The sequence below is a fragment of the Tenacibaculum geojense genome (assembly GCF_042676005.1).
GTDB lineage: Bacteria > Bacteroidota > Bacteroidia > Flavobacteriales > Flavobacteriaceae > Polaribacter > Polaribacter geojense.
The window spans coordinates 1-26,072 of sequence record NZ_JBHTJR010000030.1 but is presented as its reverse complement, the minus strand read 5'-3'; the positions used below and the strand labels follow the sequence as shown (position 1 = coordinate 26,072).

General features: G+C 31.0%; 25 protein-coding genes. 9 read left to right on the top strand and 16 right to left on the bottom strand.

The annotated features are described in order from the left end of the window. Positions 1-3 precede the first annotated feature (3 nt). The 3 genes from atpA to ACFQ1U_RS05565 all read left to right on the top strand — a co-directional run bounded on the left by atpA (position 4) and on the right by ACFQ1U_RS05565 (position 3,968). Positions 4-1,584, top strand: a complete 1,581-nt coding sequence (gene atpA, locus ACFQ1U_RS05575; RefSeq protein WP_386106183.1) for a F0F1 ATP synthase subunit alpha — start codon at positions 4-6, stop codon at positions 1,582-1,584. A gap of 62 nt (positions 1,585-1,646) precedes the next feature. After that, positions 1,647-2,507, top strand: coding sequence for an ATP synthase F1 subunit gamma (gene atpG, locus ACFQ1U_RS05570; RefSeq protein ID WP_386106181.1), 861 nt, complete (start codon positions 1,647-1,649; stop codon positions 2,505-2,507). A gap of 117 nt (positions 2,508-2,624) precedes the next feature. Further along, positions 2,625-3,968 carry a PPC domain-containing protein gene (locus ACFQ1U_RS05565; protein ID WP_386106179.1) on the top strand — a complete coding sequence of 448 codons (1,344 nt, stop codon included), beginning with the start codon at positions 2,625-2,627 and terminating at the stop codon, positions 3,966-3,968. Positions 3,969-4,002: 34 nt separating this feature from the next. Here the strand turns inward: ACFQ1U_RS05565 and ACFQ1U_RS05560 are convergent, their stop codons facing one another. Continuing rightward, positions 4,003-5,337 carry a cytochrome-c peroxidase gene (locus tag ACFQ1U_RS05560; RefSeq protein ID WP_386106177.1) on the bottom strand — a complete coding sequence of 445 codons (1,335 nt, stop codon included), beginning with the start codon at positions 5,335-5,337 and terminating at the stop codon, positions 4,003-4,005. A gap of 109 nt (positions 5,338-5,446) precedes the next feature. Continuing rightward, positions 5,447-7,216, bottom strand: coding sequence for a 1-deoxy-D-xylulose-5-phosphate synthase (locus ACFQ1U_RS05555; RefSeq protein ID WP_386106176.1), 1,770 nt, complete (start codon positions 7,214-7,216; stop codon positions 5,447-5,449). Positions 7,217-7,254: 38 nt separating this feature from the next. Here ACFQ1U_RS05555 and rsmI point away from each other — a divergent pair, with 38 nt between their 5' ends. Further along, the gene (rsmI, locus tag ACFQ1U_RS05550) at positions 7,255-7,926 is read left to right on the top strand and encodes a 16S rRNA (cytidine(1402)-2'-O)-methyltransferase (RefSeq protein ID WP_386106174.1); all 672 of its coding nucleotides are present in this window, start codon (positions 7,255-7,257) and stop codon (positions 7,924-7,926) included. A gap of 1 nt (position 7,927) precedes the next feature. On the opposite strand, the gene ACFQ1U_RS05545 is transcribed toward rsmI, so the two are convergent. The 7 genes from ACFQ1U_RS05545 to ACFQ1U_RS05515 form a co-directional block, all read right to left on the bottom strand. Then, positions 7,928-8,620, bottom strand: a complete 693-nt coding sequence (locus ACFQ1U_RS05545; protein WP_386106172.1) for a hypothetical protein — start codon at positions 8,618-8,620, stop codon at positions 7,928-7,930. 3 nt (positions 8,621-8,623) lie between these two features. Continuing rightward, a complete protein-coding gene (locus ACFQ1U_RS05540) occupies positions 8,624-9,295 on the bottom strand; it encodes a hypothetical protein (protein ID WP_386106170.1) in 672 nt (223 codons plus the stop codon). Positions 9,296-9,670: 375 nt separating this feature from the next. Next, complete coding sequence (locus ACFQ1U_RS05535; RefSeq protein ID WP_386106168.1) at positions 9,671-9,940, bottom strand: hypothetical protein; 270 nt, start codon at positions 9,938-9,940, stop codon at positions 9,671-9,673. A 9-nt stretch (positions 9,941-9,949) separates the two neighbouring features. Then, on the bottom strand, positions 9,950-10,204 hold the full coding sequence (locus ACFQ1U_RS05530) for a hypothetical protein (RefSeq protein ID WP_386106166.1): 255 nt from the start codon (positions 10,202-10,204) through the stop codon (positions 9,950-9,952). Further along, positions 10,201-10,872 (bottom strand): hypothetical protein, encoded by a 672-nt coding sequence (locus ACFQ1U_RS05525; protein WP_386106164.1) that lies wholly within the window; start codon positions 10,870-10,872, stop codon positions 10,201-10,203. The genes ACFQ1U_RS05530 and ACFQ1U_RS05525 overlap by 4 nt, the downstream gene beginning before the upstream one ends. Positions 10,873-10,874: 2 nt before the next feature. After that, positions 10,875-11,510, bottom strand: a complete 636-nt coding sequence (locus ACFQ1U_RS05520) for a hypothetical protein (RefSeq protein WP_386106162.1) — start codon at positions 11,508-11,510, stop codon at positions 10,875-10,877. After that, positions 11,511-11,849, bottom strand: a complete 339-nt coding sequence (locus ACFQ1U_RS05515) for a PadR family transcriptional regulator (RefSeq protein ID WP_386106160.1) — start codon at positions 11,847-11,849, stop codon at positions 11,511-11,513. It abuts the gene before it with no gap. Positions 11,850-11,991: 142 nt separating this feature from the next. Between ACFQ1U_RS05515 and ACFQ1U_RS05510 the strand changes: the two genes are divergently transcribed. Together ACFQ1U_RS05510 and ACFQ1U_RS05505 are read left to right on the top strand one after the other, a co-directional pair. Beyond that, a complete protein-coding gene (locus tag ACFQ1U_RS05510; protein WP_386106158.1) occupies positions 11,992-13,038 on the top strand; it encodes a 2Fe-2S iron-sulfur cluster-binding protein in 1,047 nt (348 codons plus the stop codon). A gap of 19 nt (positions 13,039-13,057) precedes the next feature. After that, on the top strand, positions 13,058-13,744 hold the full coding sequence (locus tag ACFQ1U_RS05505; protein ID WP_386106156.1) for a LysE family translocator: 687 nt from the start codon (positions 13,058-13,060) through the stop codon (positions 13,742-13,744). Here ACFQ1U_RS05505 and mgtE read toward each other — a convergent pair. Genes mgtE through ACFQ1U_RS05480 form a run of 5 tightly spaced genes read right to left on the bottom strand, consistent with a single transcriptional unit; the run spans position 13,731 to position 18,756 of the window. Further along, positions 13,731-15,080, bottom strand: a complete 1,350-nt coding sequence (gene mgtE / locus ACFQ1U_RS05500) for a magnesium transporter (protein WP_386106154.1) — start codon at positions 15,078-15,080, stop codon at positions 13,731-13,733. The genes ACFQ1U_RS05505 and mgtE overlap by 14 nt on opposite strands. Then, on the bottom strand, positions 15,070-15,873 hold the full coding sequence (gene rsmA / locus ACFQ1U_RS05495; RefSeq protein ID WP_386106152.1) for a 16S rRNA (adenine(1518)-N(6)/adenine(1519)-N(6))-dimethyltransferase RsmA: 804 nt from the start codon (positions 15,871-15,873) through the stop codon (positions 15,070-15,072). The genes mgtE and rsmA overlap by 11 nt, the downstream gene beginning before the upstream one ends. Next, positions 15,870-16,592 carry a subclass B1 metallo-beta-lactamase gene (bla, locus tag ACFQ1U_RS05490; RefSeq protein WP_386106150.1) on the bottom strand — a complete coding sequence of 241 codons (723 nt, stop codon included), beginning with the start codon at positions 16,590-16,592 and terminating at the stop codon, positions 15,870-15,872. Before bla ends, rsmA begins: the two co-directional genes overlap by 4 nt. 4 nt (positions 16,593-16,596) lie before the next feature. Further along, positions 16,597-16,926, bottom strand: a complete 330-nt coding sequence (locus tag ACFQ1U_RS05485) for a DUF4286 family protein (protein WP_386106148.1) — start codon at positions 16,924-16,926, stop codon at positions 16,597-16,599. Between the two features lie 51 nt (positions 16,927-16,977). Then, positions 16,978-18,756: a tetratricopeptide repeat protein gene (locus ACFQ1U_RS05480; protein ID WP_386106146.1), complete on the bottom strand. Its 1,779-nt coding sequence runs from the start codon at positions 18,754-18,756 to the stop codon at positions 16,978-16,980. 120 nt (positions 18,757-18,876) lie between these two features. Between ACFQ1U_RS05480 and ACFQ1U_RS05475 the strand changes: the two genes are divergently transcribed. Then, positions 18,877-19,020, top strand: a complete 144-nt coding sequence (locus ACFQ1U_RS05475) for a hypothetical protein (protein ID WP_386106144.1) — start codon at positions 18,877-18,879, stop codon at positions 19,018-19,020. 60 nt (positions 19,021-19,080) lie between these two features. Here the strand turns inward: ACFQ1U_RS05475 and serS are convergent, their stop codons facing one another. Both serS and ACFQ1U_RS05465 read right to left on the bottom strand, forming a co-directional pair. After that, entirely contained in the window at positions 19,081-20,355 is a 1,275-nt protein-coding gene (serS, locus tag ACFQ1U_RS05470; RefSeq protein ID WP_386106142.1) for a serine--tRNA ligase, read from the bottom strand. Positions 20,356-20,412: 57 nt separating this feature from the next. Then, on the bottom strand, positions 20,413-21,345 hold the full coding sequence (locus ACFQ1U_RS05465; protein WP_386106390.1) for a bifunctional riboflavin kinase/FAD synthetase: 933 nt from the start codon (positions 21,343-21,345) through the stop codon (positions 20,413-20,415). Between the two features lie 182 nt (positions 21,346-21,527). Here ACFQ1U_RS05465 and ACFQ1U_RS05460 point away from each other — a divergent pair, with 182 nt between their 5' ends. Together ACFQ1U_RS05460 and ACFQ1U_RS05455 are read left to right on the top strand one after the other, a co-directional pair. Next, a complete protein-coding gene (locus ACFQ1U_RS05460; RefSeq protein ID WP_386106140.1) occupies positions 21,528-24,278 on the top strand; it encodes a TonB-dependent receptor in 2,751 nt (916 codons plus the stop codon). A 12-nt stretch (positions 24,279-24,290) separates the two neighbouring features. Beyond that, a complete protein-coding gene (locus tag ACFQ1U_RS05455) occupies positions 24,291-25,943 on the top strand; it encodes a G-D-S-L family lipolytic protein (protein ID WP_386106138.1) in 1,653 nt (550 codons plus the stop codon). The last annotated feature ends 129 nt before the right edge of the window (positions 25,944-26,072 follow it).

Here is a 26,072-nt window from a genome sequence, read left to right as displayed (position 1 = left end):
TACATGGCAGCAATTAAACCAGCTGAAGTATCAGCAATTTTAAAGGAACAATTAACAAATTTCGAGTCAAAAGCTACGTTAAACGAAGTAGGGACTGTATTACAAGTAGGTGATGGTATTGCACGTGTATACGGTTTATCTAACGTACAATATGGAGAATTAGTTGAGTTTGATAACGGTTTAGAAGGAATCGTATTAAACTTAGAAGAAGACAATGTTGGTGTGGTATTATTAGGACCATCAACAGGTGTAAGTGAAGGATCTACTGTAAAACGTACAGAAAGAATTGCTTCTTTAAAAGTTGGAGAAGGGATAGTTGGTCGTGTTGTAGACACACTAGGTAACCCAATTGATGGTAAAGGACCTATTGAAGGTGAAACTTTTGAAATGCCTTTAGAGCGTAAAGCTCCAGGTGTAATTTATCGTCAGCCAGTAACTGAGCCATTACAAACAGGTGTAAAATCTGTAGATGCAATGATTCCTATTGGTCGTGGTCAACGTGAGTTAATCATTGGAGACCGTCAAACAGGAAAGTCAACAGTTGCTATTGATACGATCTTAAACCAAAAAGAATTTTTCGATGCAGGTGAGCCAGTATATTGTATCTACGTAGCAGTAGGTCAAAAAGGTTCTACAGTAGCTGCTATCGCAAACATGTTAGAAGAAAAAGGTGCTTTAGCTTACACTACAATTGTAGCTGCTAACGCTTCTGACCCTGCACCAATGCAGGTATATGCTCCATTCGCAGGTGCTGCAATTGGAGAGTATTTTAGAGATACAGGTAGACCAGCTTTAATAGTTTATGATGATTTATCTAAACAAGCTGTTGCGTACCGTGAGGTATCTTTATTATTACGTCGTCCACCAGGACGTGAGGCGTATCCTGGAGACGTTTTCTACTTACACTCTAGATTATTAGAGCGTGCTGCAAAAGTTATTAATGATGATGCTATTGCTGCAGAAATGAACGATTTACCAGAATCTTTAAAAGGTAGAGTAAAAGGTGGAGGATCTTTAACAGCTTTACCAATTATTGAAACGCAAGCTGGTGATGTATCTGCATATATTCCTACAAACGTAATTTCGATTACTGATGGGCAAATTTTCTTAGAGTCTGACTTATTCAACTCTGGAGTTCGTCCTGCAATTAACGTAGGTATCTCAGTATCTCGTGTAGGTGGTTCTGCTCAGATTAAATCAATGAAGAAAGTATCTGGTACATTAAAGTTAGATCAGGCTCAGTACCGTGAATTAGAAGCATTCGCTAAGTTTGGTTCTGATTTAGATGCTGCTACCATGAACGTAATCTCTAAAGGTCAACGTAACGTGGAGATCTTAAAACAAAATCAAGGAGATCCTTTTTCTGTTGAAGACCAAATTGCAATTATTTACGCAGGTTCTAAAAACTTATTAAAAGAAGTACCAGTTAACAAAGTAAAGGAATTTGAGGCTGATTACATTGAGTACTTAAATGCAAAGCATAGAGATACTTTAGATGTGTTAAAATCAGGTAAATTAACTGATGAAGCTACAGAAGTTTTAGCAAACGTAGCTAAAGAAATTTCAGCTAAATACTCAGCATAATAAAACACTTACCTACTGAGTTATTAATTAATTCAGTAGGTAAATAACAAGTACCTATAAGCATGGCAAACTTAAAAGAAATACGTAACAGAATTAGTTCAATTGGATCAACAATGCAGATTACCTCTGCCATGAAAATGGTATCGGCTGCTAAGTTGAAAAAAGCGCAAGATGCAATTACTGCAATGCGTCCGTATTCTTCTAAATTAACAGAATTATTACAAAGTTTAAGTGCTACTTTAGAAGGTAACACTGGAGGTGCTTATTCTGAACAAAGAGAAGTAAAAAAAGTTTTATTAGTTTCTGTAACTTCAAACAGAGGTTTATGTGGTGGATTTAATTCTTCTATTATTAAAGAAACCGTTAAAACCATTAAAGAAAAGTACAATAATACAGAAGTTGATATTTTTTCTGTTGGTAAAAAAGGAAATGATATTTTATCTAAAGAGTATAATGTAATTGAAAATAACAATGCTATTTTTGATAACCTGACTTTTGATAACGCTTCTGAAATTGCCGAGCAATTAATGAACTTGTTTGTTGAAGGTACTTACGATAAAATTGAGTTAGTTTACAACCGCTTCAAAAACGCTGCTACTCAAATAGCAATGGTTGAACAGTTTTTACCAATTCAACCAGTAGAAAGTGAAGAGAATGTAAACTTAGATTACATTTTTGAACCTTCAAAAGAAGAAATTGTTTTACAATTAATTCCTAAGTCATTAAAAACACAGTTATATAAAGCATTACGAGATTCATTTGCTGCCGAACACGGTGCTCGTATGACTGCAATGCATAAAGCAACTGATAATGCTAAAGAATTACGTGATGATTTAAAATTAACGTATAATAAGGCTAGACAAGCTGCTATTACAAACGAAATATTAGAAATTGTTGGTGGTGCAGAAGCACTAAACAATTAATAAACATTATTTTAAATAAAAAAAGCGGACCAATTGGTTCGCTTTTTTTATTTAAAATAATTAACTATCATTGCATGTTGAAAAGAAAACATTAACCTAATTTAATTTATTAAAGCTATGAGAAAATCATACCATTTTATTACATTATTTATTTTACTAATATTAACTGCTTGTAGTAGTGACGAAAAACAACCAAATGTAGCTCCTGATCCTGTTACAGGAATTAACGTAGAAATTATTTCTGAAACAATGGTGAACCTAAGCTGGAATGCTTCAGATGATCTTAATAACGACGAAGTAACCTATAACGTCGTAGTTAACGATATGGTTTTAGCTAACAGAACATCAAGCACATCAATTCAATTTGATGTTGAACAATTTATAGAACTAAACAGATCTTCTGCTTCAAGAGGTGTTGGTTTAGAACTTATAATAAACATAAGTGCTTTTGATAACCAAGGTAACGTTTCTGAGGGCAATAGTGTTAATAGATATGTTTATGTTAATAGAAACCCGGGAGAGTTTGAATTAATAAATGTTCAATTTGACTTTTATAACTATAGTAATATTACTGTAGAATGGTCTCCTGCAGATGATGCAGACAGAGATATTTTATCATACAATATCTATTTAAACGATGAAATATTGTTTGAAGATTATATTATAGGATCAAATGGTTATATGAATTATGGTAGTGTTTATGCAAATTATGATTATAGATCGTTAATAAACGAAGATATTACTGTAAGTGTAGTTGCTAATGATAGATCTGGTGGTACAAGAACAGTTTCACAAACTTTTAACTTTTCTGCTTCTGATCAAGATTTAGGATTAATAGAAAGTTTTCCATACAGTCAAAATGTAGATATAATGGATTTACCTAATGAAGCTGATAATAAAATATTATATCGATTTGAAGTAAATACGGATGTAGCGTACCAAATAAATACAAACAACTACAATGTATATTTAAACATATTAGATGAAAATTTAAACATTATAAGACAATCATCATATGATAACATAAGTGGGTTTATTTCTACACCGGGTGTATATTATATTGAAGTTTTTGGTTATAATAATTTAACTATATCTCAAGAAATGTCAATATCGCTAACCGAAGTAGATTTACTATCGGATTATCAAGATTTAGGTTTATTAAATACTCCATTTTTACAAACCTATGAGTATAGTACTGTTGGTGATAATGATACAAGAATAAGAGCATATTTTGAAGTAACGAATAGTGTAAATTATGATATTGAAATTACACAAGCTGATTACGATACGTATTTATTTTTATATGATGAAAATGGAAATTTAATAGCATCTAACGATGATGGTGGAAACGGGGTATTATCAAGAATGACAGGTTCATTAAACCCGGGTAATTATTATATTGAGGTTGGTGGATACGGAAACGGTACTGGAAGTGGTATACTATCTGTTCAACTAAATTAAAATAAACTAAAAAGCGAGCCATTCGGCTCGCTTTTTAGTTACAAATGTCTTGTTGAGATTCATAATCATTATTAGGTATACAGTTATTGGATAAAACTGATGGTACAAAACGATCTAAAGATGCGTCATTTAAAGAGTTTTCTATAAACAGTACAATATTATTAATTTCTTCAGAAGATAGCTGTATAGGAACAAAAAGAGGGTCTAGTGAACTGTTTGGTACATTGATATTTTCTTTTATAGCCTTGTTTTTATAAATAATAATATCTTTTATAGATGTGAAACTTGAACCATGACCATAAAATCCATTAGATTTAATACTGTACAACTGCGGTACTTTAAACTTGTAATTATCTTCACTTAAACCAGTAAAACCACCTCTTCCTTTTTTTGTATTATCATCTACTGGGTTTCCTAAAATGTCAATACCTGAAAGATCTTTCATTCCTAAAGCTGAAAATTTCATAGAACTTAAAGCTGGTGAACTGTGACATTCATAACATTTACCTTTTCCAAAAAAAAGTTTTGCGCCCTTTTTTTCATCAATACTCATAGCGTTAATGTCTCCTTTTAACCATAATTGAAAGGGTGCTTTATTAGCTAAAACAGTTCTTTCATAAGCTGCAATTGCTAAACCTGCATACTCAGTAGAATATCTTCTATCTAAAGAAACATTAGGAAAAGCTGTATCAAAAAAGGGTTTATAACCTAAATTAGTAATTGTTTCTTCATCTATACGTAAACGATGAACAGTTAGCCCTGCAATAGCTTGAGTTTCTACACCTTCATACCCCAAATAATTAGTTTCTTTTGGAGTACCAGAAGTCCATTGAGATTGAGTCCCTGTATTTAAATCAGTAGCACCAAACTGACCATTCCATAACATTAATTTTTGGTAAGCGGTATTTAATATAGATGGTGATTTAATAGGTTGAACATCTACATCTGTAGTTAAATAATCGGGAGAGCGCTGTCTTTCTTCACCAGTGGTGCCAAAGCCAATTCCACCATCACCAATTCCTTGTCTTTTACATGATTGAAAACCTGCTTTTGAATGATGACAACTAGCACATGAATATGTATCAATTCCTTGATCATGTTTAGCATCTTTCGCCAAACTAGTTTCATGGAATAACATTCCTCCTAAAATAACTTTTGCAGTAGTTATTGGATTGTTAGGATCTTGAGGAATGTTTACATAATCATCACTATTCGGTAATATATAATAGTTTTTAGAGCCTGTAGGAGATCTGGAAGCTAAAAGATTAGCTAAATCTTTATCGATTTGTGGTACCAATTCATAATAATCGTCCTTAGCACAACTTAAAAAAAGTGTACATGTAATAAATAATAGTAATAAATTTTTCATGGTTAGTTATGCAGGGGTGGTTAAACTGCTAACTAAGAGGTCTAACAAAATTATGTAATTAATTCTATTGATATATAGGGAATACACCCATAATCATAAAGTTAATATCCTACATTAAGTTTGTTAATAACTCATGAATACTATCCGGATCAATTTTACATTGTTGATGAAGCTCTTGTACGGTACCATGATGAATAAAAGTATGTGGTATTCCCAAGACCTTAATTGGAACTGAATAATCTTCTCGAGATGCAAACTCTAGAATAGAAGAACCAAAACCACCATTAATACAACCATCTTCAATGGTAATAATATGGTTATAATTTTGAAAAATTTTATGGAGCTGATCTTCGTCTAGTGGATAAACGAATCTCATATCATAATGTGAAATATCCTTACTATCAAATTTTGATAAAGCTTTTGTAACATTTAAAGCAATGCTACCAATGCTCAAAATAGCAATATCATTTCCTTTTTGTAAAAGTTCAGAAGTACCAATATCAATTTTTTTGAAAGGTTTTTTCCAGTTAACAATGGAACCTCTACCTCTTGGATACCTAATTGCAATTGGACCATTTATACCAAGCTGAACAGTATAAAGTATATTTCGTAATTCAATTTCGTTTCGAGGAGCAAATATGTAAATATTGGGTATACAACGTAGGTATGCGATATCAAAAACACCATGATGAGTAGCTCCATCCTCTCCTACTAAACCTGCGCGATCTAAACAGAAAATTACTGGTAAATTTTGTAACGCTACATCATGTATAACCTGATCATAAGCTCTTTGTAAAAAAGTAGAATAAATATTGCAATACGGAATTAAACCTTCGGCAGCCATTCCCCCTGCTAAAGTTACTGCATGTTGTTCAGCTATACCTACATCGAAGGTTCTATCAGGAAATTTATCCAACATAAACTTTAGAGAACTACCCGTTAACATAGCTGGGGTTATACCTACTATTTTAGTATTAATTTCAGCTAACTCAACAATTGTATGGCCAAAAACATCTTGAAACTTAGGTGGTAAATTGGTGTTTATACTAGGATACAAATCACCAGAAATTTTATCAAATTTACCAGGAGCATGATATTTAACCTGATCTTCTTCTGCTTGACGTAATCCTTTTCCTTTAGTAGTAACGACGTGAAGAAATTTAGGACCATTAATTTCTTTTAAACGTTCTAACTCTCTAATTATTTCTTCAAAATTATGACCATCTATTGGTCCAGAATAATCAAAGTTTAAAGCTTCTATAATATTTTGTTGATCAACATCAAGCCGTTTTGATTTAACTCTAGTTAAATAATCTTTTAATGCACCTACAGCTGGATCTATACCTATAGCATTGTCATTTAAAATTACTAGTAAATTAGCATTAGTATCACCAGCATGATTTAATGCTTCAAAAGCCATACCACTAGCTATGGAAGCATCACCTATTACAGCAATATGATGCTTGTTTTTGTTATTTAATTGACTTGCAATTGCCATACCTAAAGCTGCTGATATAGATGTAGAAGAATGTCCTACACCAAATGTATCATAAATACTTTCGCTACGTTTTGGAAAGCCAGAAATACCTCCCAATTGACGATTGGTATGGAATATATCTTTTCTACCAGTTAATATTTTGTGTCCATAGGCTTGATGACCTACATCCCAAACCAATAAATCTTCAGGTGTATTAAAAACGTAATGCAAAGCTATAGTTAACTCAACTACACCTAAACTGGCTCCTAAATGACCTTCTTTAGTTGCTACAATATCAATTATAAATTCACGGAGCTCTTTTGCTAATTGTGGTAAATCAGCAACTTTTAAAGTTCTAATATCATCTGGATATTGAATACTATGTAACAAGTTTGTTGGCATACAACAAATGTAATAAAACTTTGTTGTAGCTTTGTTGTATGAGTAAACTGTATTTAGTACCAACTCCTATTGGAAATTTAGAAGATATAACCCTTAGAGCTATAAGAGTTTTAAAAGAAGTTGATTTAATTTTAGCTGAAGACACTCGTACGAGTGGAAAACTTTTAAAACATTTAGAAATAGCCACACCAATGCAATCACATCATATGCATAATGAGCATAAGACTGTAGATAGTATTGTAAAAAAAATAGCTGCTGGTTTATGTGTTGCTCTTATATCTGATGCTGGAACTCCAGCAATATCTGATCCTGGATTTTTATTAACAAGATCATGTGTACAAAACAATATAGATGTTGAATGTTTACCCGGTGCAACTGCTTTTGTTCCGGCACTAGTAAACTCAGGTTTACCTAATGATAAATTTGTATTTGAAGGCTTTTTACCAGTTAAAAAAGGAAGACAAACACGTTTAAAATTATTGGCAGAGGAAACTAGAACAATGATTTTTTATGAAAGTCCACATAAACTTCTGAAAACCTTATCAAATTTCTACGAATATTTTGGGGAAGAACGTCAAGTTTCAGTTTCTCGAGAACTTACCAAAATGTTTGAGGAAACCAAGCGAGGAAGTGTAAAAGAAGTGTTATCATATTATACTGAAAAACCTGCAAAAGGTGAGATTGTTATAATAGTTGATGGTAAAAAATAAGTTAAACTAATTTATATTCAGGGTACTGTTCTTCTAATATTTTCTTGCTCTTTTTAGGAATTAAAATTAAACTTATATAACCAACAATTATAGTAATCGTTAAGCCAAATGCAATAAAAAGACTTCTAAGCATACTTAATTTGTCAAAATCTTTTGGTAGAGTGAAATAAAATAAATAATAAGAAAAAAATAAAATATTTCCATAGCCTTGCGTTTCTATTATATCTTCTAACATCCATCGTTTACCAGTACATTTTACTTTTTTATTAAAACTTATTTTTGTTTTGAACATTATTACTAACTCTACTGTAAAAATAATTATGTAAATAGAAACAAAAATAGTATAAGAATTAGGTATCTTTTGAAGAATATAAAAAACATAAATTAAAAGGAAAGTTAATATCAATTTAGGCAACTTAAACCATTCTTTAACAAAATATAGAATAACTTTTAAATATTTCTTTTGCAGTTGTTTTTGCTTTTCTTCTACCACATTCATAAATCCAAAAACACCAAATTTTTTGAACGACTTGTCGCGTGCTTTTTCAAAACTAAGATTCGGATTTTCTTCCCAAATAGCTTCGATATCATTGGCTAGATGATCCACCAATTCGGTTTGCACATCATAATGTTCAACATAATGCTTCCTAGTAAATTTATATAATTCTGTTATGTTAGTATCTGTTAGTTTCATGATTTAAAATAGTAAAGAATTAAACTTGTTAGTTAAAATAATTCTTTTTTTATGTAGACTAAATTGACTAGCTGCTGTTAAAAAAAAGAATAAAAAATTTGAATAAACGGTAATTATATGGTAGCTACTGTCAAATAATAAGTTTAGTAAGTTATTATTTATTGGTAAATAAACAGAGAACATGATTAGCATAGAACTAACTAAAAGATACGTTTGGAATAATTTAAACTCTTTTAAATGTTTAAATTTAAATGATATAAATAACAAGTTTAAATAACATAACAACAAAAAACCATAACTTATTAAAGTAAAAGACTTTAAATAAAAATTACCAAAAAAATGAATTATACTAAAAGTAATAACTATTAAAACAGAAAAATATGGTTGTTTTAAAATTGAAAGTATATCTTTAAAAATATATTTTAGATTATTCCATTGTAAAGATCTTTGTTGTGTTTGATACTTGTTAAGTAAACTCTTTTTTTTACTTAACATATATTTTATAAATGGGGTTTGAAAACCATCAAATTCAAAAAAAGCATTTATATCATCGATATTTTCTTCAATTTCAGTGGCAATATGGTCTACCATCTCAATTCGAATATCTAATAATTCAATTCCTATGGCTTTTAAAAAATTGTCTATTTTTTGTATGTTTTCATTTGAGAGATGCATAGTTAGTTAATTAACAATTGATATTTTCTTTTTTCTTGAATGTGTTTTTTATGTAAAACAACTAGGTTTATATTATAAAAAACAAATAGTAAAAAAACGTCAATAACCATACTATCTGCCCAACACATTAACAAAATAAAAAGACCCAAAAAAATAATAAGTTCCTGTGTTTTAATTAAGAAACTATATACCGTTTTGACAGTATCTTTTGATGAAGAATAAATAACTCTACTTGATAACAATATTAAAAAACAGGTAATGATGGGTATTATGGAAGTAATAAAATTCGCTGTATTATCTATAGAGAAATTACTTTTAAATAAGAACGGAACTATTATAGTTAGAAATAATATAAGTTGTAAAACATAGACTCTTTTATATTTTTTTTTTTGCTTTTGTAATAACAACTTTAGGAGCTGAATAAGCAAGTCCAAATATAAAACTAGAAGTTGAATTTAGTTGATTATTCCATTCATTTGTAACTTGATAAAATACAGTTTCAAAATCAGTACATTCATCACGTAATATTTCTTCTATTTGTGAAACTATATGATCAAAGATTTCAATTCTGAAATCAATAAACTTAACACCTTTGACATCTAAGTATTTTTGAACTCTTGCAATTTGTTCTTTTGTTAATTCCATAGTTAGGGTTTAATTAAAAATACTTGAGATATTTAAATCTGTTTTTGCTTTTTCATCTACCACATTCATAAATCCAAAAACACCAAATTTTTTGAACGACTTTTCGCGTGCTTTTTCAAAACTAAGATTCGGATTTTCTTCCCAAATAGCTTCGATATCATTGGCTAGATGGTCTACCAATTCGGTTTGCACATCATAATGTTCAACATAATGCTTCCTAGTAAATTTATATAATTCTGTTATGTTAGAATCTGTTAGTTTCATAGTGTCATCAATTTTTTGTAAACGTTATTTATTTTTTCGAATTCTTTGAAAAAAAACTTAATTCCTAGGGTAGTTTGAATTGTAGTTAACCCAAAAATAACAGCAACCAATATTGGATAATTGAAAACATTAAAGTCAAAAAACATTTTTGGTAGATAAATAGAACAGTTAAAAATACTCAATGAGAAAAAAGCAATACTAGATACATGATTTAAATAAATTGATCGATAAAACATTTTTCTTGTGAAGAAAAATATCAAAGAAAACAAAGGAACTAGTATAATCAATAAACTAAAATATTTAAATAGTTCTTTGTAATGGGCAACTTCATAAAAAAAATATAACAATACTAAACAAACAGTAATAATTAATGGACTCGAAAGATCTTCTTTCATTGCTTTTGAGAAACTTTTTCTGACTTTCTTATAGAAATTGTTATGATGATCTTTAATTAGTTCTTCAAAATTACTACCGTTAAAATTTTCTTTCCAACCAATTTTTTTGAAGACTTCAAATACCATTGTTTTAAAGTCTGAGTTTGTTTGAAGTTGATGTTCTATTTCAGAAACTACATGATCTAACAATTCAATTCGAACGTCCCAATATTTAATGCCGCTATCGTATAATAAATCATCTATATATTTTATCTGTTCTTTTGTTAATTCCATAGTTAGTTTCTAATTAAACGGTTATACTTTTTTTTAAGTTCTTTTAATTTTCTTTTGCTGTACAAAACAAAAGAAAGTGTTAGCATAAAGATTAGAAACCAAAAAACAGAAAATAACTCAATGTTTTTAAAGGGGTTATCTATATATGAAGTAATAATAAATAAAGAAGTAGGTAAAAATATAATTGAAGTTAAAGCTTTAAATTCATCCAGTTTTCTAAATCTCTTTTCAATAAATGTGTTAAAAAGTCCATATAGTTGAACTATAAAAAGACTTAATATATATGTTATTTTTATAACTTTATTATTAAAAAACCTTGTTAAACAAACAACAAATAAAAAAACTAATAATGTTATAAGTATCCTTTTAAAATCAGTAAAAAACAATGTAAACTCATTAAACATTTCTTTTAAATATATCTTATTAAGAATTTTTTCTCTTTTAAATTTTTGTTGTTCAATAAAATGTAATTTATTAGATAAATATTGAGATAAATTACCGTTACCATTTAATTCAAAATCACAAATTAAATGATCCATTAGCTCAATCTTATTTTCATTGTTAGCATAACCTTTCATAGTTAAAAAACTATCCAAAAAATCTAATTGTTTATCTGTTGTGTACTTTTTATTCATCATCTATTCTAAACTAAATTTAGGATTTACTAAATGCTGCATTGTGCTTAAAAATTCTTGCATTTGTGCCAACCGATTTACAGTTTCTTTAGTACCTGATTCCGTTAGTTTATAATACTTTCTTAATCTATTTCCTACTTTAGCAACCTCTACATCCAACAATCCTTCAGCTTCAAGCTTGTGTAATGCCGGGTATAATGCTCCTTCTGTAATTTGCAATTCTCCCTTCGTTAATTCTTTAACTTTTTGTGTTATTTCATAGCCATACATTTTATCATTTTCAGCCAGTAATTTTAAAATGATCGTTTGTAGTGAGCCTTTGTACAACTTTTGATTTCCCATGTGAAATAAATTTATACCTAAAAAACTTAGGTATGCAAATATACATAATTTTCTTATACATAAAAATCTTATGTATATTTTATGAAGCTATACAACTTACAAAACAAGATAGATTCTTATTTTTGTGATTCAAAAATTAACCATGAGTACATTTTATAAACTAAAAGTTAAAGAGGTTATTAAAGAAACCCTTAACGCTGTATCTATTATATTTGATGTTCCTGCTGCTCTTAAAGAAGAATTTACATTTTTAGCAGGACAATACATCACACTAAAAAAAGAAATAAACAACAAAGAAGTAAGACGCGCTTATTCTATTTGTTCATCTCCAAATAGTAACGAATTAAAAGTATCCGTAAAAGCTGTAGAAAATGGTGTTTTTTCTACGTATGCTACCAAAGAATTAAAAGCTAACGATGAATTAGAAGTTAGCAAACCCGAAGGAAAATTTGTTTTAACTCCACAAGCTAATAAAAATTACATTGCTTTTGCAGCAGGTAGCGGTATTACTCCCGTATTATCTATGATTAAAGCAGTATTAGAAACTGAAAAAACAGCCACATTTACATTAGTTTACGGTAACAAATCTATAGCTGATACTATTTTTTACAACGAATTAAACGCCTTAAAAAACACATTTACATCGCAATTTAACCTAAACTATGTATTTAGTAGAGAAAAACAAGACGATGCTGTTTTTGGAAGAATAGACACATCACACGTTAATTATTTTGTGAAAAATATTTATAAAGATATTTCTTTTGATACTGCTTTTTTATGTGGACCAGAGGCTATGATTAATACCGTAACCAATACCTTAAGTGATAATGGTTTTGCTAAAGAAAATATTTTATTTGAGCTTTTTACAGCCTCTATTGATGAAGATGCTGTTGCCCAAGTAAAAGAAGGAGAATCAGAAATCACTGTTTTGTTAGATGATGAAGAAACAACCTTCTCTATGAAACAAACTGACACCATTTTAGCTGCAAGTTTACGTAATAAACTAGATGCGCCTTACTCATGTCAAGGAGGTGTTTGTAGTAGCTGTATTGCCAAAGTCACAGAAGGAAAAGCAGTAATGGTTAAAAATCAAATTTTAACAGACGGTGAGTTAGAAGATGGTTTCATTTTAACTTGTCAAGCCCATCCAACAACTAGTAAATTAGTAGTAGATTTTGACGATGTTTAATAAATACTACCTTTAACTAATGGATATTTACGATTTTAAAAATGCCTTTTTTGTTGGGGTATTTATGTCTTTTATGATTGGCCCTGTATTTTTTATGCTTATAAAAACAAGCATTTTAAAAGGTGCCAGAGCAGCTATTGCTTTTGATATTGGAGTAGTTTTAGGAGATATTTCTTTTATACTAATAGCTTATTTCGGTAGTAGAAGCTTGCTTGAAAAAATTAAAGATGATCCTCGATTATTTTTCATTGGTGGTTTAGTACTCATTGTTTATGGTGTAATTACATATTTAGATAAGAGTAATAAAAAAGAGGTTGATGAAAATGAAATAAAAATACCAGAAGGTAATAACTACTTAAAACTAATTTTAAATGGGTTTTTATTAAACTTTATTAATATTGGAGTACTAGCTGGTTGGTTAGGTATTATGGTAGTTGTAGGACCAACATTAGACATGAATCCTAATGCCATTTTTTGGTATTTTACCATAATTATTATTGGCTATATATGCGCTGATATTTGTAAAATAATATTAGCCAAACAACTTAGAAAAAAACTTACACCTATAGTTATTTACCGTTTAAAAAGAGCAATGGGTGTAATTTTGATACTTTTTGGTTCTATTATGATGTTAAAAGGTTTTATTCCCAAAGATAAGCTAGAAAACTTAATGGAACAGGTAGAAACCCAAACTAAAAGCCAATAATCAACTTAGCAATAGAAAAGTAGATTAATATTCCAAAAATATCATTACTAGTAGTAATAAAAGGCCCTGTAGCAATTGCAGGGTCTATTCCATATTTATCTAATATTAATGGTATAGAAGTTCCAACCAATCCTGCTACAATTATTACTGAAAATAAAGACAAAGCAATTGCCATAGCAATTTGCAAATTCCCTTTAGTAACCCAAACAAACAAAAATAAAAGAAAAGATAAAATTACTCCGTTTAGCATTGCTAATGAAATCTCTTTTAAAAGTCTATTCCAAATAGAGCCTTTAATACCGTCATTGGCCAAACCTTGAACAATAATTGCTGAAGATTGCACACCAACATTTCCTGCCATAGCTGCAATTAACGGTGTAAATAAGAATAAAATAGGACTTTTATCCATAGCATCTTGAAAAACTCCCATAATACTAGCTGCACTTAAACCTCCAACCATGCCTAAAAATAACCATGGTAAACGGGCTCTTGTTAAAGCTAACACATTATCTTCTGAATCTACATCTTGCGTAATACCAGCCGCTAATTGATAATCTTTCTCTGCTTCCTCTTTAATTACATCTACAATATCATCAATCGTAATTCTTCCTACTAAAACACCTAATTCATCAATAACCGGAATTGCTTCTAGGTCATATTTACGCATTACATTAGCTACATCTTCTGCATAATCATGCACATTCACAAAATCTACCTTGGGTATGTAAACATCTTCTATTTTAGCTTTGGTTGAAGCCATTAGAAGATCTTTTAATGACAATCTTCCTTGTAATTTACCTTCATCATCCACCACATAAATAGAATGTACTCTAGTTACTTCTTCTGCCTGAATGCGCATTTCTTTAACACATCTTAAAACAGACCAATTCACGTTTACTTTAACTAGCTCTTTAGCCATTAAACCTCCGGCAGTATCTTCATCATAACGTAAAAGCTCTACAATTTCTTTTGCATGCTCTTTATCTTCAATCTCTTGAATTACTTCTTGTTTACGCTCTTCTGGAAGTTCTGCAATTACATCGGCAGCATCATCGGTATCTAGTTCTTCAATCTCTTCTGCAATTTCTTTGGCAGATAATTGCTCTAATACCTTTTCACGAACATCCTCATCAACTTCCATTAAAACCGCAGAAGTTGTTTCAGAATCTAATAAACGGATAATATATACAGCCTCGTCAAAGGTTAAATCATCTAAGACCTCAGCGATATCTGCATGGTGAATGTCTTCAAAAAAACGGGAGATTTGCTGGTCTTGCTTCTCCTGAATTAATGTTGATACGTTTTCTAAAAGTTCGTTAGTAATTTCAATGGCCATCTTTTGCAATTTTATCCGTCAATTCTATGAATTTTTCTACCGATAATTGTTCGGGACGCATTGCAAAGATAGGGTCTTCTTTTAAAGTATCCGATAGTTGAAAGGATTTTAAACTGCTTCTAAGCATTTTTCTTCGTTGGTTAAATGCAGTTTTCACAACTCTGAAAAATAATTTTTCATCAACAGGAAGTGTATAGTTTTCTTTTCTAATTAATCTAACTACACCAGAATCTACTTTTGGAGGTGGGTTAAATACCGATGGTGGCACTGTAAATAAGTATTCTGCATCATAAAAAGCCTGACTTAATACTGATAAGATTCCGTAGGTTTTACTTCCTTCTTTTTCGGCAATTCTTTGTGCTACTTCTTTTTGAAACATTCCAGAAAACTCTGGAACTAAATCTCTATTTTCAATTGCTTTGAAAACAATTTGAGAAGATATATTGTATGGGAAATTACCAATTATAGCTACTTGTTGATTTTTAAAGGTTGTTGTTAAGCTTTGCTTTAAAAAATCTCCTTCTACAATAGTAAATTTTTCTGGCTTTGTGTTAAGATGAATGTGCTCTAACGGAAATGTTTCTTTTAGATATACAACAGATTCACTATCCAATTCCATTACGGTTACTTTAGGTTTTTTGGCTAGTAAATATTTGGTAAGCACTCCCATACCTGGGCCAATTTCTAATACATGATCGTATCCATTTTCAGTTAACGAATCAGCTATTTTTTTAGCTATATTTTCATCATTTAAAAAATGCTGTCCTAAGTGTTTTTTGGCTCTTACTGTCATTCGTTTCTTTCTGTTTTAAATAGTTCTATTGTATAATCTAACAAAGCACTATCGCCTACTTCTCCGTGCCCTGGTATAACCTGGCTTAGTTTGGGATATGTATTCTTTATTTTTTGTATGGTATTAGACCACGCTAATGTATCTGCATCATTTAAATTTCCTTTAGAGGCTTTTAAACTTTTTACCAAACATCCTCCAAATAACACTTTATCTTTATGTACATATGCCACTGTGTTATCTGATGTATGACCTTTTCCAAAAAAAGACGTAGATACCTTAAGGCTCCCCACTGTTAAAACGGTATCAGACTTATAAATTGCTGAACTTATATTGGCTAATTCTCTAGTTTTATCTAATACTAAGCAGTCTATATATTTATTCTGAAAAGTTTCTAAACCTCCTAAACAATCTATATGGAAATGTGTAGGTATTACATATTTAACACCTGCATTAAGCGAGTTATTAATCCAATAAATTAACTCAAATGATGCTAAATTGTTTGTTGGGGTATCAAAAACAATTGCTTCATCTTTATTATAAACAATCATTCCGTTACATGCTACCTTACCATACTTTTTGGTTGATAGGTAGGAAGTATGCACATAAACTGATTCAGAAATTTGGTATATTTTTAAATTATCTGACTCGTATTTTTTTGTTTTTTTTGAACAACTAATGGTAAAAAAAATAACTAAAAAAAGTAGTACATACTTTTTCATTAAACTAGTTACTTACTTTAGTTGGGTAAAACTCATTAATTACCTTTAACTCTGTTCTAAAAGCAACCATTTTATCAGCAAATTTTTGTAACCCAGAAACACGAAGTTTATCGGCATCTTGTGAGTAATAGCTATCTAAATCTTCTCTTGTTTTAGCTGTATATTGAATTGAGTATGTTACCCCTCCCATTTCTTCTTCAACTAAAACCTGCGTCATTTTTGCACTGATAAATTTTCCTGTTGCTAAAACTTCTGGTATGTGTTGCTCTATCCAAACTAACCATTCTTTGTGAACGCTTTCGTCTATGTTAATTGTTACGTTGTATATATACATTTTTAATGTGGTAATTGTTGCTGACGTAAATAAATTACTAGCAACTTTTAATTAATTTATAGTATCTCCTCTTAGTTTCCTATATTTTTTTCTAGCATCAACTAAGTAAATGCTAGAAGCGTGGTCAAAAATAATCTTTTGGTAGTACTCTTGGGCTTTTTCTGGATTATTTAATTTAGATTGATACAATTCTGCTAAATAATACAAAGCATCATCTACATAAATTGTTTCCGACCCCATTTTTATTAATGCTTCATAGTTTTCTATAGCTTTATTGTAAGCTTCTTTTTTTACTAATAAAAAAGCTTGTTTATATAAGGCATCATCTTCTATAGATTGTCCTTTAAAATCGTTAATTAAAGTATCTAGAATAACAATAGCATCGTCTAATTGGTTTTGATACGAAAGTAAATCAGCTTTTGCATATGTTTTTAGACTTGTATCTGTACTATCTTTAGGTTCATTATCTGAAATTAATAAAAATAGATCTGCTGCGTCATTTGCTATTAATTTGCTAGCCGACTTTTTTAAGACCTTTAATTGAGCCTTGGCCCATTTAAAATCTCCTTTAAAATATGATGTTTGAGCTATTTTAAATTGTACTTGTTCAGGCAATGATCCTAGCTTTGTCTTATTGTAAATTTGCGTGTAATAAATTAATGCTTGATTAAAATAACCTTGATATACTAAAATATCTGCCAATTTATACTTACCATAAGTTTTGTTAAACGGAGTATTAGCTGTTTCTAATCCTTTTTCTATTATTTTTCTTGCTTCTTCTGGTTTATTTTTTTCAAAAGTTAAATAATCAGCATATACTAATTGAATTGGAAAAGTATTACTATTTATTCCGTGTTCTTTAAAAACTGCTTCAAACTGTTGTTCTATATCTTCTTCTTTGTTTTTAACTGCAATCATCATTTTCATTTGAATTGCGTTAAATCGATCTCTTGGATACATTGTTTTTTCTATAACAAAATCAAAACACTTTTTGGCGGCTTCATAATCTGTATTTTCAAAAGCAATTTTTCCTAGTTGTTTCATTCCTGATAAATTATCAGGATCTCTGGCATATAATGCTTTTTGCTGAATATATGCTTTATTATAATCTTTTTGCTTGGTAAACAACCAACTCAACAAATCGTTCCATATTGCTTTAGGGTTACTTGCCGATTTTCTTAGTAATGCTTGTTTGAAAAGTTTATTATTTGGGTCTTCACTATCATCAGATACATAACGGGCAGAAAAACGCTTTACCGTATTTAACTGATAATCATCTTTATCTACAAAATTGATATATTGATCAAACATGGATTTAAAATCTCCTTTTTCACCATAAATCTGAGCTACTTGAAAACCATAGTTGGCATTTTCATTTTTTGCAGATGCTTTTTCATATGCTTTAATGGCATAATCTAGCTTTGCATAATCTTTAAATAAGCCTGCTATTGTTCCGGCATAAGATTCATAAACATCTATAGAAGCCAACGCTTTTTCATAATACGTTTTGGCTTTAGCTTCTTGCTGTTGACGATCGTAGTTATAACCTAACATTACATATAAAAATGTAAGTTTAGGATTTTGCTTAATACTACTAGTTAAAATATTTTCTGCTTTGTCAAACTGATTAGTTTCTTGGTAACAACTAATCAGCCTTTTAAAGTATAAATTATTATACGGACTTTTTTGTACCAATTGTTTATACAACTGTGCTGCTTTTTCATATTCTGTATTTCTGTAATAATTTTCAGCCAGTATAAAATTATTGTTTTGCCCTAAACACAAAACACTAAAAAACAACAATATAAGTGTGTAAAAGTACTTTTTCATCAATCAAAAATAACGAACTAATTTGTTAATTTACTATTAAAAACTAGGGTTTCTTAAAAAAGTTTGTAACATTTTGGCACGAACTTTGTCTTAATAGTAGAAACTAAATAAAATTTACTTATGAAAAACTTAACTAAACAATACGAGATAGCGAAAAGAAATGCTAATAAGTTTATGAAAGCTGGTTTAATACCTCAGTACTTTGAAGCTTTGTTAGAAATGAATAAATATAAAAGATTAATGACCGCTGTGGTGGCCAACTAATATTTTGGGAGTCAGTAATCAGTTAGCGCGCAACTGACTACTGAAAAACCCAATTATAATTTAATCTATCATATCAAAACCACAATAAGGTACTAATACTTCAGGTACCTTAATTCCGTTTTCAGTTTGATAGTTTTCTAAAATTCCAGCTAATACACGTGGTAATGCTAAAGAACTACCATTTAACGTGTGAGCTAATTCATTTTTACCTTCTTTATTTTTAAAACGTAGTTTTAAACGATTGGCCTGAAAAGTTTCAAAATTAGAAGCTGAACTAATTTCTAACCATCTATCTTGAGCTGTTGAGAATAATTCAAAATCAAAAGTTAACGCAGAGGTAAATCCTGTATCTCCTCCACACAAACGTAAAATTCTGTATGGTAATTTTAACTCGCGTAGAATCTCTTTAATATGCTCAACCATTCCATTTAAAGCCTCATAAGAATTAGCTGGATGTTCTACTCTAACTATTTCAACTTTATCAAATTGATGTAAACGGTTTAAACCTCTAACATGAGCTCCGTAGCTTCCTGCCTCCCTTCTAAAACAAGGTGTATATCCTGTTAAGGTAACTGGTAAATCTGCTTCTTGTAATAGTTCTCCTCTAAATATGTTAGTAATAGGTACTTCTGCCGTTGGTATTAAGTATAAATCATCTGCACCAACATGATACATTTGCCCTTCTTTATCTGGTAACTGCCCCGTTCCAAAACCAGATGCTTCATTAACCAAATGAGGTACTTGTACTTCTTTGTAACCTGCACCAGTATTTTTATCTAAAAAATAATTGATTAAAGCGCGTTGTAAGCGAGCTCCTTTCCCTTTATAAACAGGAAAACCTGCTCCAGAAATTTTGGCACCTAAATCGAAATCTATGATATCATATTTTTTAGCTAATTCCCAGTGAGGTAAGGCATTTTCTCCTAAATCTGGAATAATACCTTCTCTAAAAACTTCTTCATTATCTTCTTCATTTTTACCTGCAACCACAGAAGCATGAGGCACGTTTGGTATTTGATAAAGTAAGTCTTGAAGTTCATTAGAAACTATAGTTAGTTTTTCAGACAATTCTTTAGATTGTTCTTTTAACTGACCTGTTTTCTCTTTTAATAAGTTTGCTTTCTGAACTTCTCCTGATTTAAAAAGATTTCCAATTTCTTTGGATATTTTATTCGATTCTGCTAAAACATTATCCAATAAAACCTGAGTTTCTCTACGAGTTTCGTCAGCCTTTAATACTTGATTAATAATGGTTTCGGCGTTGTCAAAATTTCTTTTTGCTAAGCCTTCTAAAACAGTTGATTTGTTGTCTCGAATAAACTGAACTTGTAACATCTTTTTTAATTTTAAACAGCAAAGATACACCAAGCGTTACACTTAAACAACGTGTAGTTATATATTATTACTTAAGTAATTTTTAGCTGTTAGTTCGTCTTTTTTCAATTGTTCGATTAACTCACCTACAGAATTAAATTTTTGTTCGTCGCGTAAAAAATAAAGTAATTCAATATTTAGTGTTTGATGATATAAATCTGCATTAAAATGAAAAAAGTGAACTTCAATTGTTTGATGATCGCCATTAACAGTAGGTCTATTACCAATATTCATCATTCCATACACCAATATGCCTTCAATTTTAGATTGTACTACATAAACTCCTGTTTTTGGAATTAATTTATAAGATTCTTCTACATCAATATTTGCTGTAGGAAAACCTATTTTTCCGCCTAATTGCTTACCATTAACAACGGTTCCTTTCAAAGAAAAAGGATATCCTAAATAATTATTAGCAGTTTTAAGTGCTCCACCCGCTAATGCTCTTCTAATTTTAGTAGAGCTTACTGCTACATTATCTATATCTTGAGCAGGAATTTCTTCAACAGAAAAATCGTATAACTGAGAATATTCAGTTAACTGCTCTATATTCCCTTCTCTATTTTTACCAAAGTGATGGTCGTATCCTATAATAAGTTTGGAAGTGTTTAGTTTGTTAACCAGTACATCTCTAACAAAATCTAAAGCTGTTAACCTAGAAAACTCTTTACTAAAAGGGTGAATTATTAAATAATCTAAACCTGTTTTAGCAAGTAAAGCCGTTCGTTCTTCAATAGTATTAATTAGTTCAATATTTACATCTTTTTGCAACACCATTCTTGGGTGAGGAAAAAAAGTAAGCAACACAGACTTTTTGTTGTTTGCTTTAGCTTCACTAACTAGTTTTTGAATGATTTTTTGATGACCTATATGTACTCCGTCAAAAGTACCAATAGTAACATAGGTTTTTTGCGGAGAAATAAAATCGAAAATTGAATGGACTACTTCCAAGGCTTCTACAATATTTAAGGCAAATTTACAAGGAAAAAACCAAATCGAAAACTTGAATTTGGAAATGTTAACTTCCCAAAAAAACACTAATAAATATAAGGTAATATCAAAAAAACAATACAAATATTTCACAAATGAAAAAAAATTGTATTTTGCAGTTCAGTTAACAAATTATTTACATTATGATTAAAAAAATTTTAATGGGTGCATTTTTACTGTTAGGGAGCACTGTTATGGTTGCACAAACAACCATTAGTGGAACAGTAAATGATGCTTCTATGGGTGGCCCTTTGCCTGGAGCCAACATTAAGGTTTCTAGAAAAGCTGTAGGAACGACTACAGACTTTGATGGTAAATTTATTTTAGAGGTTACAGACACACCTCCATTTACCATCGAAATATCTTCTTTAGGATACCAAACTCAAACAGTTGAGATTACTAAAAACAATCAAGTAGTAACTGTTGATTTGAAAGAAAACGCAACTTCACTAGATGAAGTTGTAGTATCAGCCTCTAGAACACCTGAGCGTGTAATGGAGTCTCCTGTTACTATTGAGCGTTTTGATGCTAGAGCTATCAAAAACACCTCTTCTCCTTCTTTTTATGAAGGATTAGAAAACTTAAAAGGTGTTGATATAAACTCTAGTAGTTTAACTTTTAAGTCCGTAAACACGCGTGGATTTGCTTCCTTTGCTAACGAACGTTTTGTTCAGTTAGTTGATGGGATGGATAACGCATCTCCAGCATTAAACTTTGCTTTAGGTAATTTATTAGGATTATCTGAGTTAGATGTAAAAAGTGTAGAAATTTTACCAGGTGCTGCTTCTGCTTTATACGGTGCCAATGCTTTTAACGGTATCATGTTAATGACAAGTAAAAGTCCATTTAACGATCAAGGTATAAGCTTGGTGTTAAAAACAGGTTTAACCAGCCAACAAGCAGCTGGTGATAACGAGTTTTATGACGTAAGTATTAGAATGGCACACACTTTTAGTGATTACTTTGCTGCTAAAGCTACCTTATCTCACTTAACAGGAGAAGAATGGCATGCAACAGATTACAGAAATACAACTGGAATTGGAGGAACTTATATTCCTGGAACAAGAAATCCTGAAAACCCACAACCAGGTGATGATCCTGCATATAACGGTGTGAATGTTTATGGAGATGAAGTTGTTACCAATTTAGGTGGTGCTATAGGAAGAGTTAGTAGAACAGGATACAATGAAGTTGATTTGATGAGTAATGAAGCTAAAAGTATGAAGTTTGGCGGATCGTTACACTACAGACCTTTAGGTAATGATAGAGTTGAAATTATTTGGAATTCTAAATACGGTAGAGGAAATACGATTTATCAAGGTCAAAACAGATACAATATCGCTAACTTTTTTATGGAGCAACATAAGCTAGAAGTAAGAGGTAAAAGTTTCTTTGTGCGAGGTTATTATACAGGTGAAGATGCTGGTGATTCATACGATTCTAGATTTGCAGCTATTAACATTAATAACGAATGGAAATCGAATACACAATGGTTTACTGAATATGCAGGAGCATATTTAATGACAGGTTCTCATGTACAAGCAAGAAGAATAGCTGATACCGGAAGATTAATGCCTGGAACTCCAGAATTCCAACAAGCTTTTGATAAAGTTACCAGTGATCCTGACTTAATAACTGGTTCAAAATTTAGAGATCAAACTAGTTTATATCATGCTGATGGTAATTTAAATTTACGTGATTATATAGATTGGGCAGAAGTTCAGTTTGGAGGTTCATACAGACAGTATAGATTAAATTCTTTTGGAACCATTTATACAGATTATGATGGTAGAATTATGTATGATGAATTCGGATTATACTCTCAGTTACAAAAGAAAATGATGGAAGATCGTTTAAAATTAACCGCTTCTATTCGTTATGACAAAGCACAAAACTTTGATGGAAACTTTTCTCCACGTGTATCTTTAGCTTACGCAGCAGGTGAAAGTAAAAATCACAACTTTAGAGCTTCATTCCAAACAGGGTTTAGAAATCCAACGACACAAGATCAATATATTGGTTTAGCAACTGGTGCTAGTTATTTATTAGGAACAGCTCCTGATAACTTAGACAGGTACTCTGTTAATTTAGAGGATGGTAATGGTACATCTTACGAAGTAACTGGTAGAGACGCCTTTGAAAGAGCTTTTTCTGCAACTTCAGTTAATAACTTTAACAGATCTGGTGATGTAAACGACTTAAACAAATCAAACTTCGATTTAGTAAGTCCAGAAAAAGTTACTTCTTTTGAAGTAGGATATCGTGCAGCAATCCCAACTGGTGACAACAAGTTAGGTGTTGACTTAAGCGCTTATTTTAACGATTATCAAGACTTTATTTCTATTAAAGATGTATTTGTTCCTTTATATGGTACTTTTGATGCTAATGGTAACCCAGATGCTGATGCTGAAAGAGCCGTTAGAAATGGAGATTTAGCTGAATTTGGTTTTAGAACAAATTCTAATGCAGATGTAAGTTCTTATGGTGTAGGTTTAGGTTTAAATACAAAAATCTTTAACGGATACACTGTAGGCTTAAACTATACATGGTCTAAATTTGAATTTGATGAGTCTTCTGATCCTGATTTTGAGCCAGCTTTCAACACACCAGAGCACAAAGTAAAATTACAATTTGGACACCCAAATTTATTTGAAAACTTTGGTTTTAATGTAAATTTACGTTGGCAAGATGAATACTACTGGCAATCAACTTTCTTACAAGGAAATGTAGATGCTAGAACAGTATTAGATGCTCAAATTAACTATGAAATACCATCAATTAAATCGGTATTTAAAGTAGGAGGATCTAACTTAACTGGTCAAGAATATTTTAGTGCTCCGGGTGTTGGTGCAGTAGGATCTCAGTTTTTTGTTTCTTGGACAATTAATAACTAAAAAAAGATTAAAATGAAATTATATAATAAATATTTAGGGTTGTTTTTACTATCAATAGGCGTTGTCTCTTGTGATGTAAATAATGATCTAGACCCTATTGTAGAATCTGAATCTAATATTGAATTAAACGTTAATGGTTTAGATTTTTCTAACTATGTTTCTGTTGGAGCTTCTTTTACAGCAGGTTTTACGGACAACGCATTATTTATTGCGGCCCAAGAAAATTCATTTCCTAACATATTAGCTTCAAAATTTTCTATGGCTAATGGTGGTGAGTTTAATCAACCTTTAATGAATGATAACATTGGTGGTTTATTATTAGGCGGTAATGTTATTCAAGCTCCTAGATTATATTTCAATGGTGCTGGTCCAGCTGTTTTAGACGCTATGCCAACTACAGAAATCACCATTCCTGTAACAGGAAGTATGAATAATTATGGTGTTCCAGGAGCTAAGAGTTTTCACTTTGTTGCACAGGGGTATGGAAATGTTCAAGGAGTAGCCTTAGGCTTAGCAAACCCTTATTTTGCAAGATTTGCCTCTAGCGCCTCTACTACTGTTATGGCTGACGTAATGGCTAAAAACCCTTCTTTTTTCACTTTATCAGAAATTGGTGGTAACGATGTTTTAGGGTATGCTTTATCTGGTGGAACCGGAGTAGATCAAACAGGAAATTTAGATCCAACAACATATGGAGGTTCTGATATTACAGATCCTAATGTATTTGCTAGTGTATTTAGTAATATGGTAACTGGTTTAACCGCTAATGGTGCTAAAGGTGTAGTAGGTAACGTACCTTATATTACCTCACTTGCACATTTTACTACAGTACCTCATAACCCTCTAGATCCTACAGACCCAACTTTTGGGGCACAAATTCCTTTACTAAATAGCGTTTATGCGGCTATTAATCAAGTTTACACTGCAGCTGGAGAACCAGAACGTTCAATTGTTTTTTCTGAAACTGCTGCAAGCGCAATGGTTATTTTTGATGAAGATGCTACAGATTTAACAACATTTATTATCAATGGTCTTCAAGCAAGTCCAACATTTGTACCTTTTGTAGAATCATTAGGTTTACCTGCGCAAGCTGCACCGCTAGTAGCTCAGTTATTAGGAAACCAATACGGAAAAGCTAGAGTTGCTACTGAAGCAGATTTATTTGTTTTACCAAGTAGTAGTATTATTGGTACAGTAAACGAAGACCATGCAGCAAATTTAATAGCTCAAAGCAATGGTTTATTACCTGCTTCACTTGCTGGACAGTTTTCTGCAGAAGGGGTAACATTACCTTTAGCAGATAAATGGGTGTTAACTCCTCAAGAACAGGAGAAAATTAAAGTAGCTACAGATGCTTACAATACTACAATTAATGCTGTAGCTTCTGCAAATGAAAATGTTGCTTTAGTAGACTTAAATGCAGTTTTACAACAAGCTGCTACTTCAGGAATTATTTTTGACGAGTATAGTATGAATACTTCATTAGTTTTTGGAGGCTTAATTAGTTTAGATGGTGTACATTTAACTGGACGCGGATATGCTTTAATGGCTAACAAAATTTTAGAAGCTATGGATGCTGAGTTTGGTACAAACTTTACTGTTGCTACTAATGGTTTGGCCAAGGCAAGAAATTACCCTACCAACTACTCACCAGCTATGCAATAATAAAAACATGTTTATAATTTAAAAAGCCTGAGCGTTTGCTCAGGCTTTTTATTTTTTCCATGTCCCGTCCTAAAATAAGTTTACACCAATAAGACTTATTTTATGAATAACAGTTTACGCAAGAAAAAG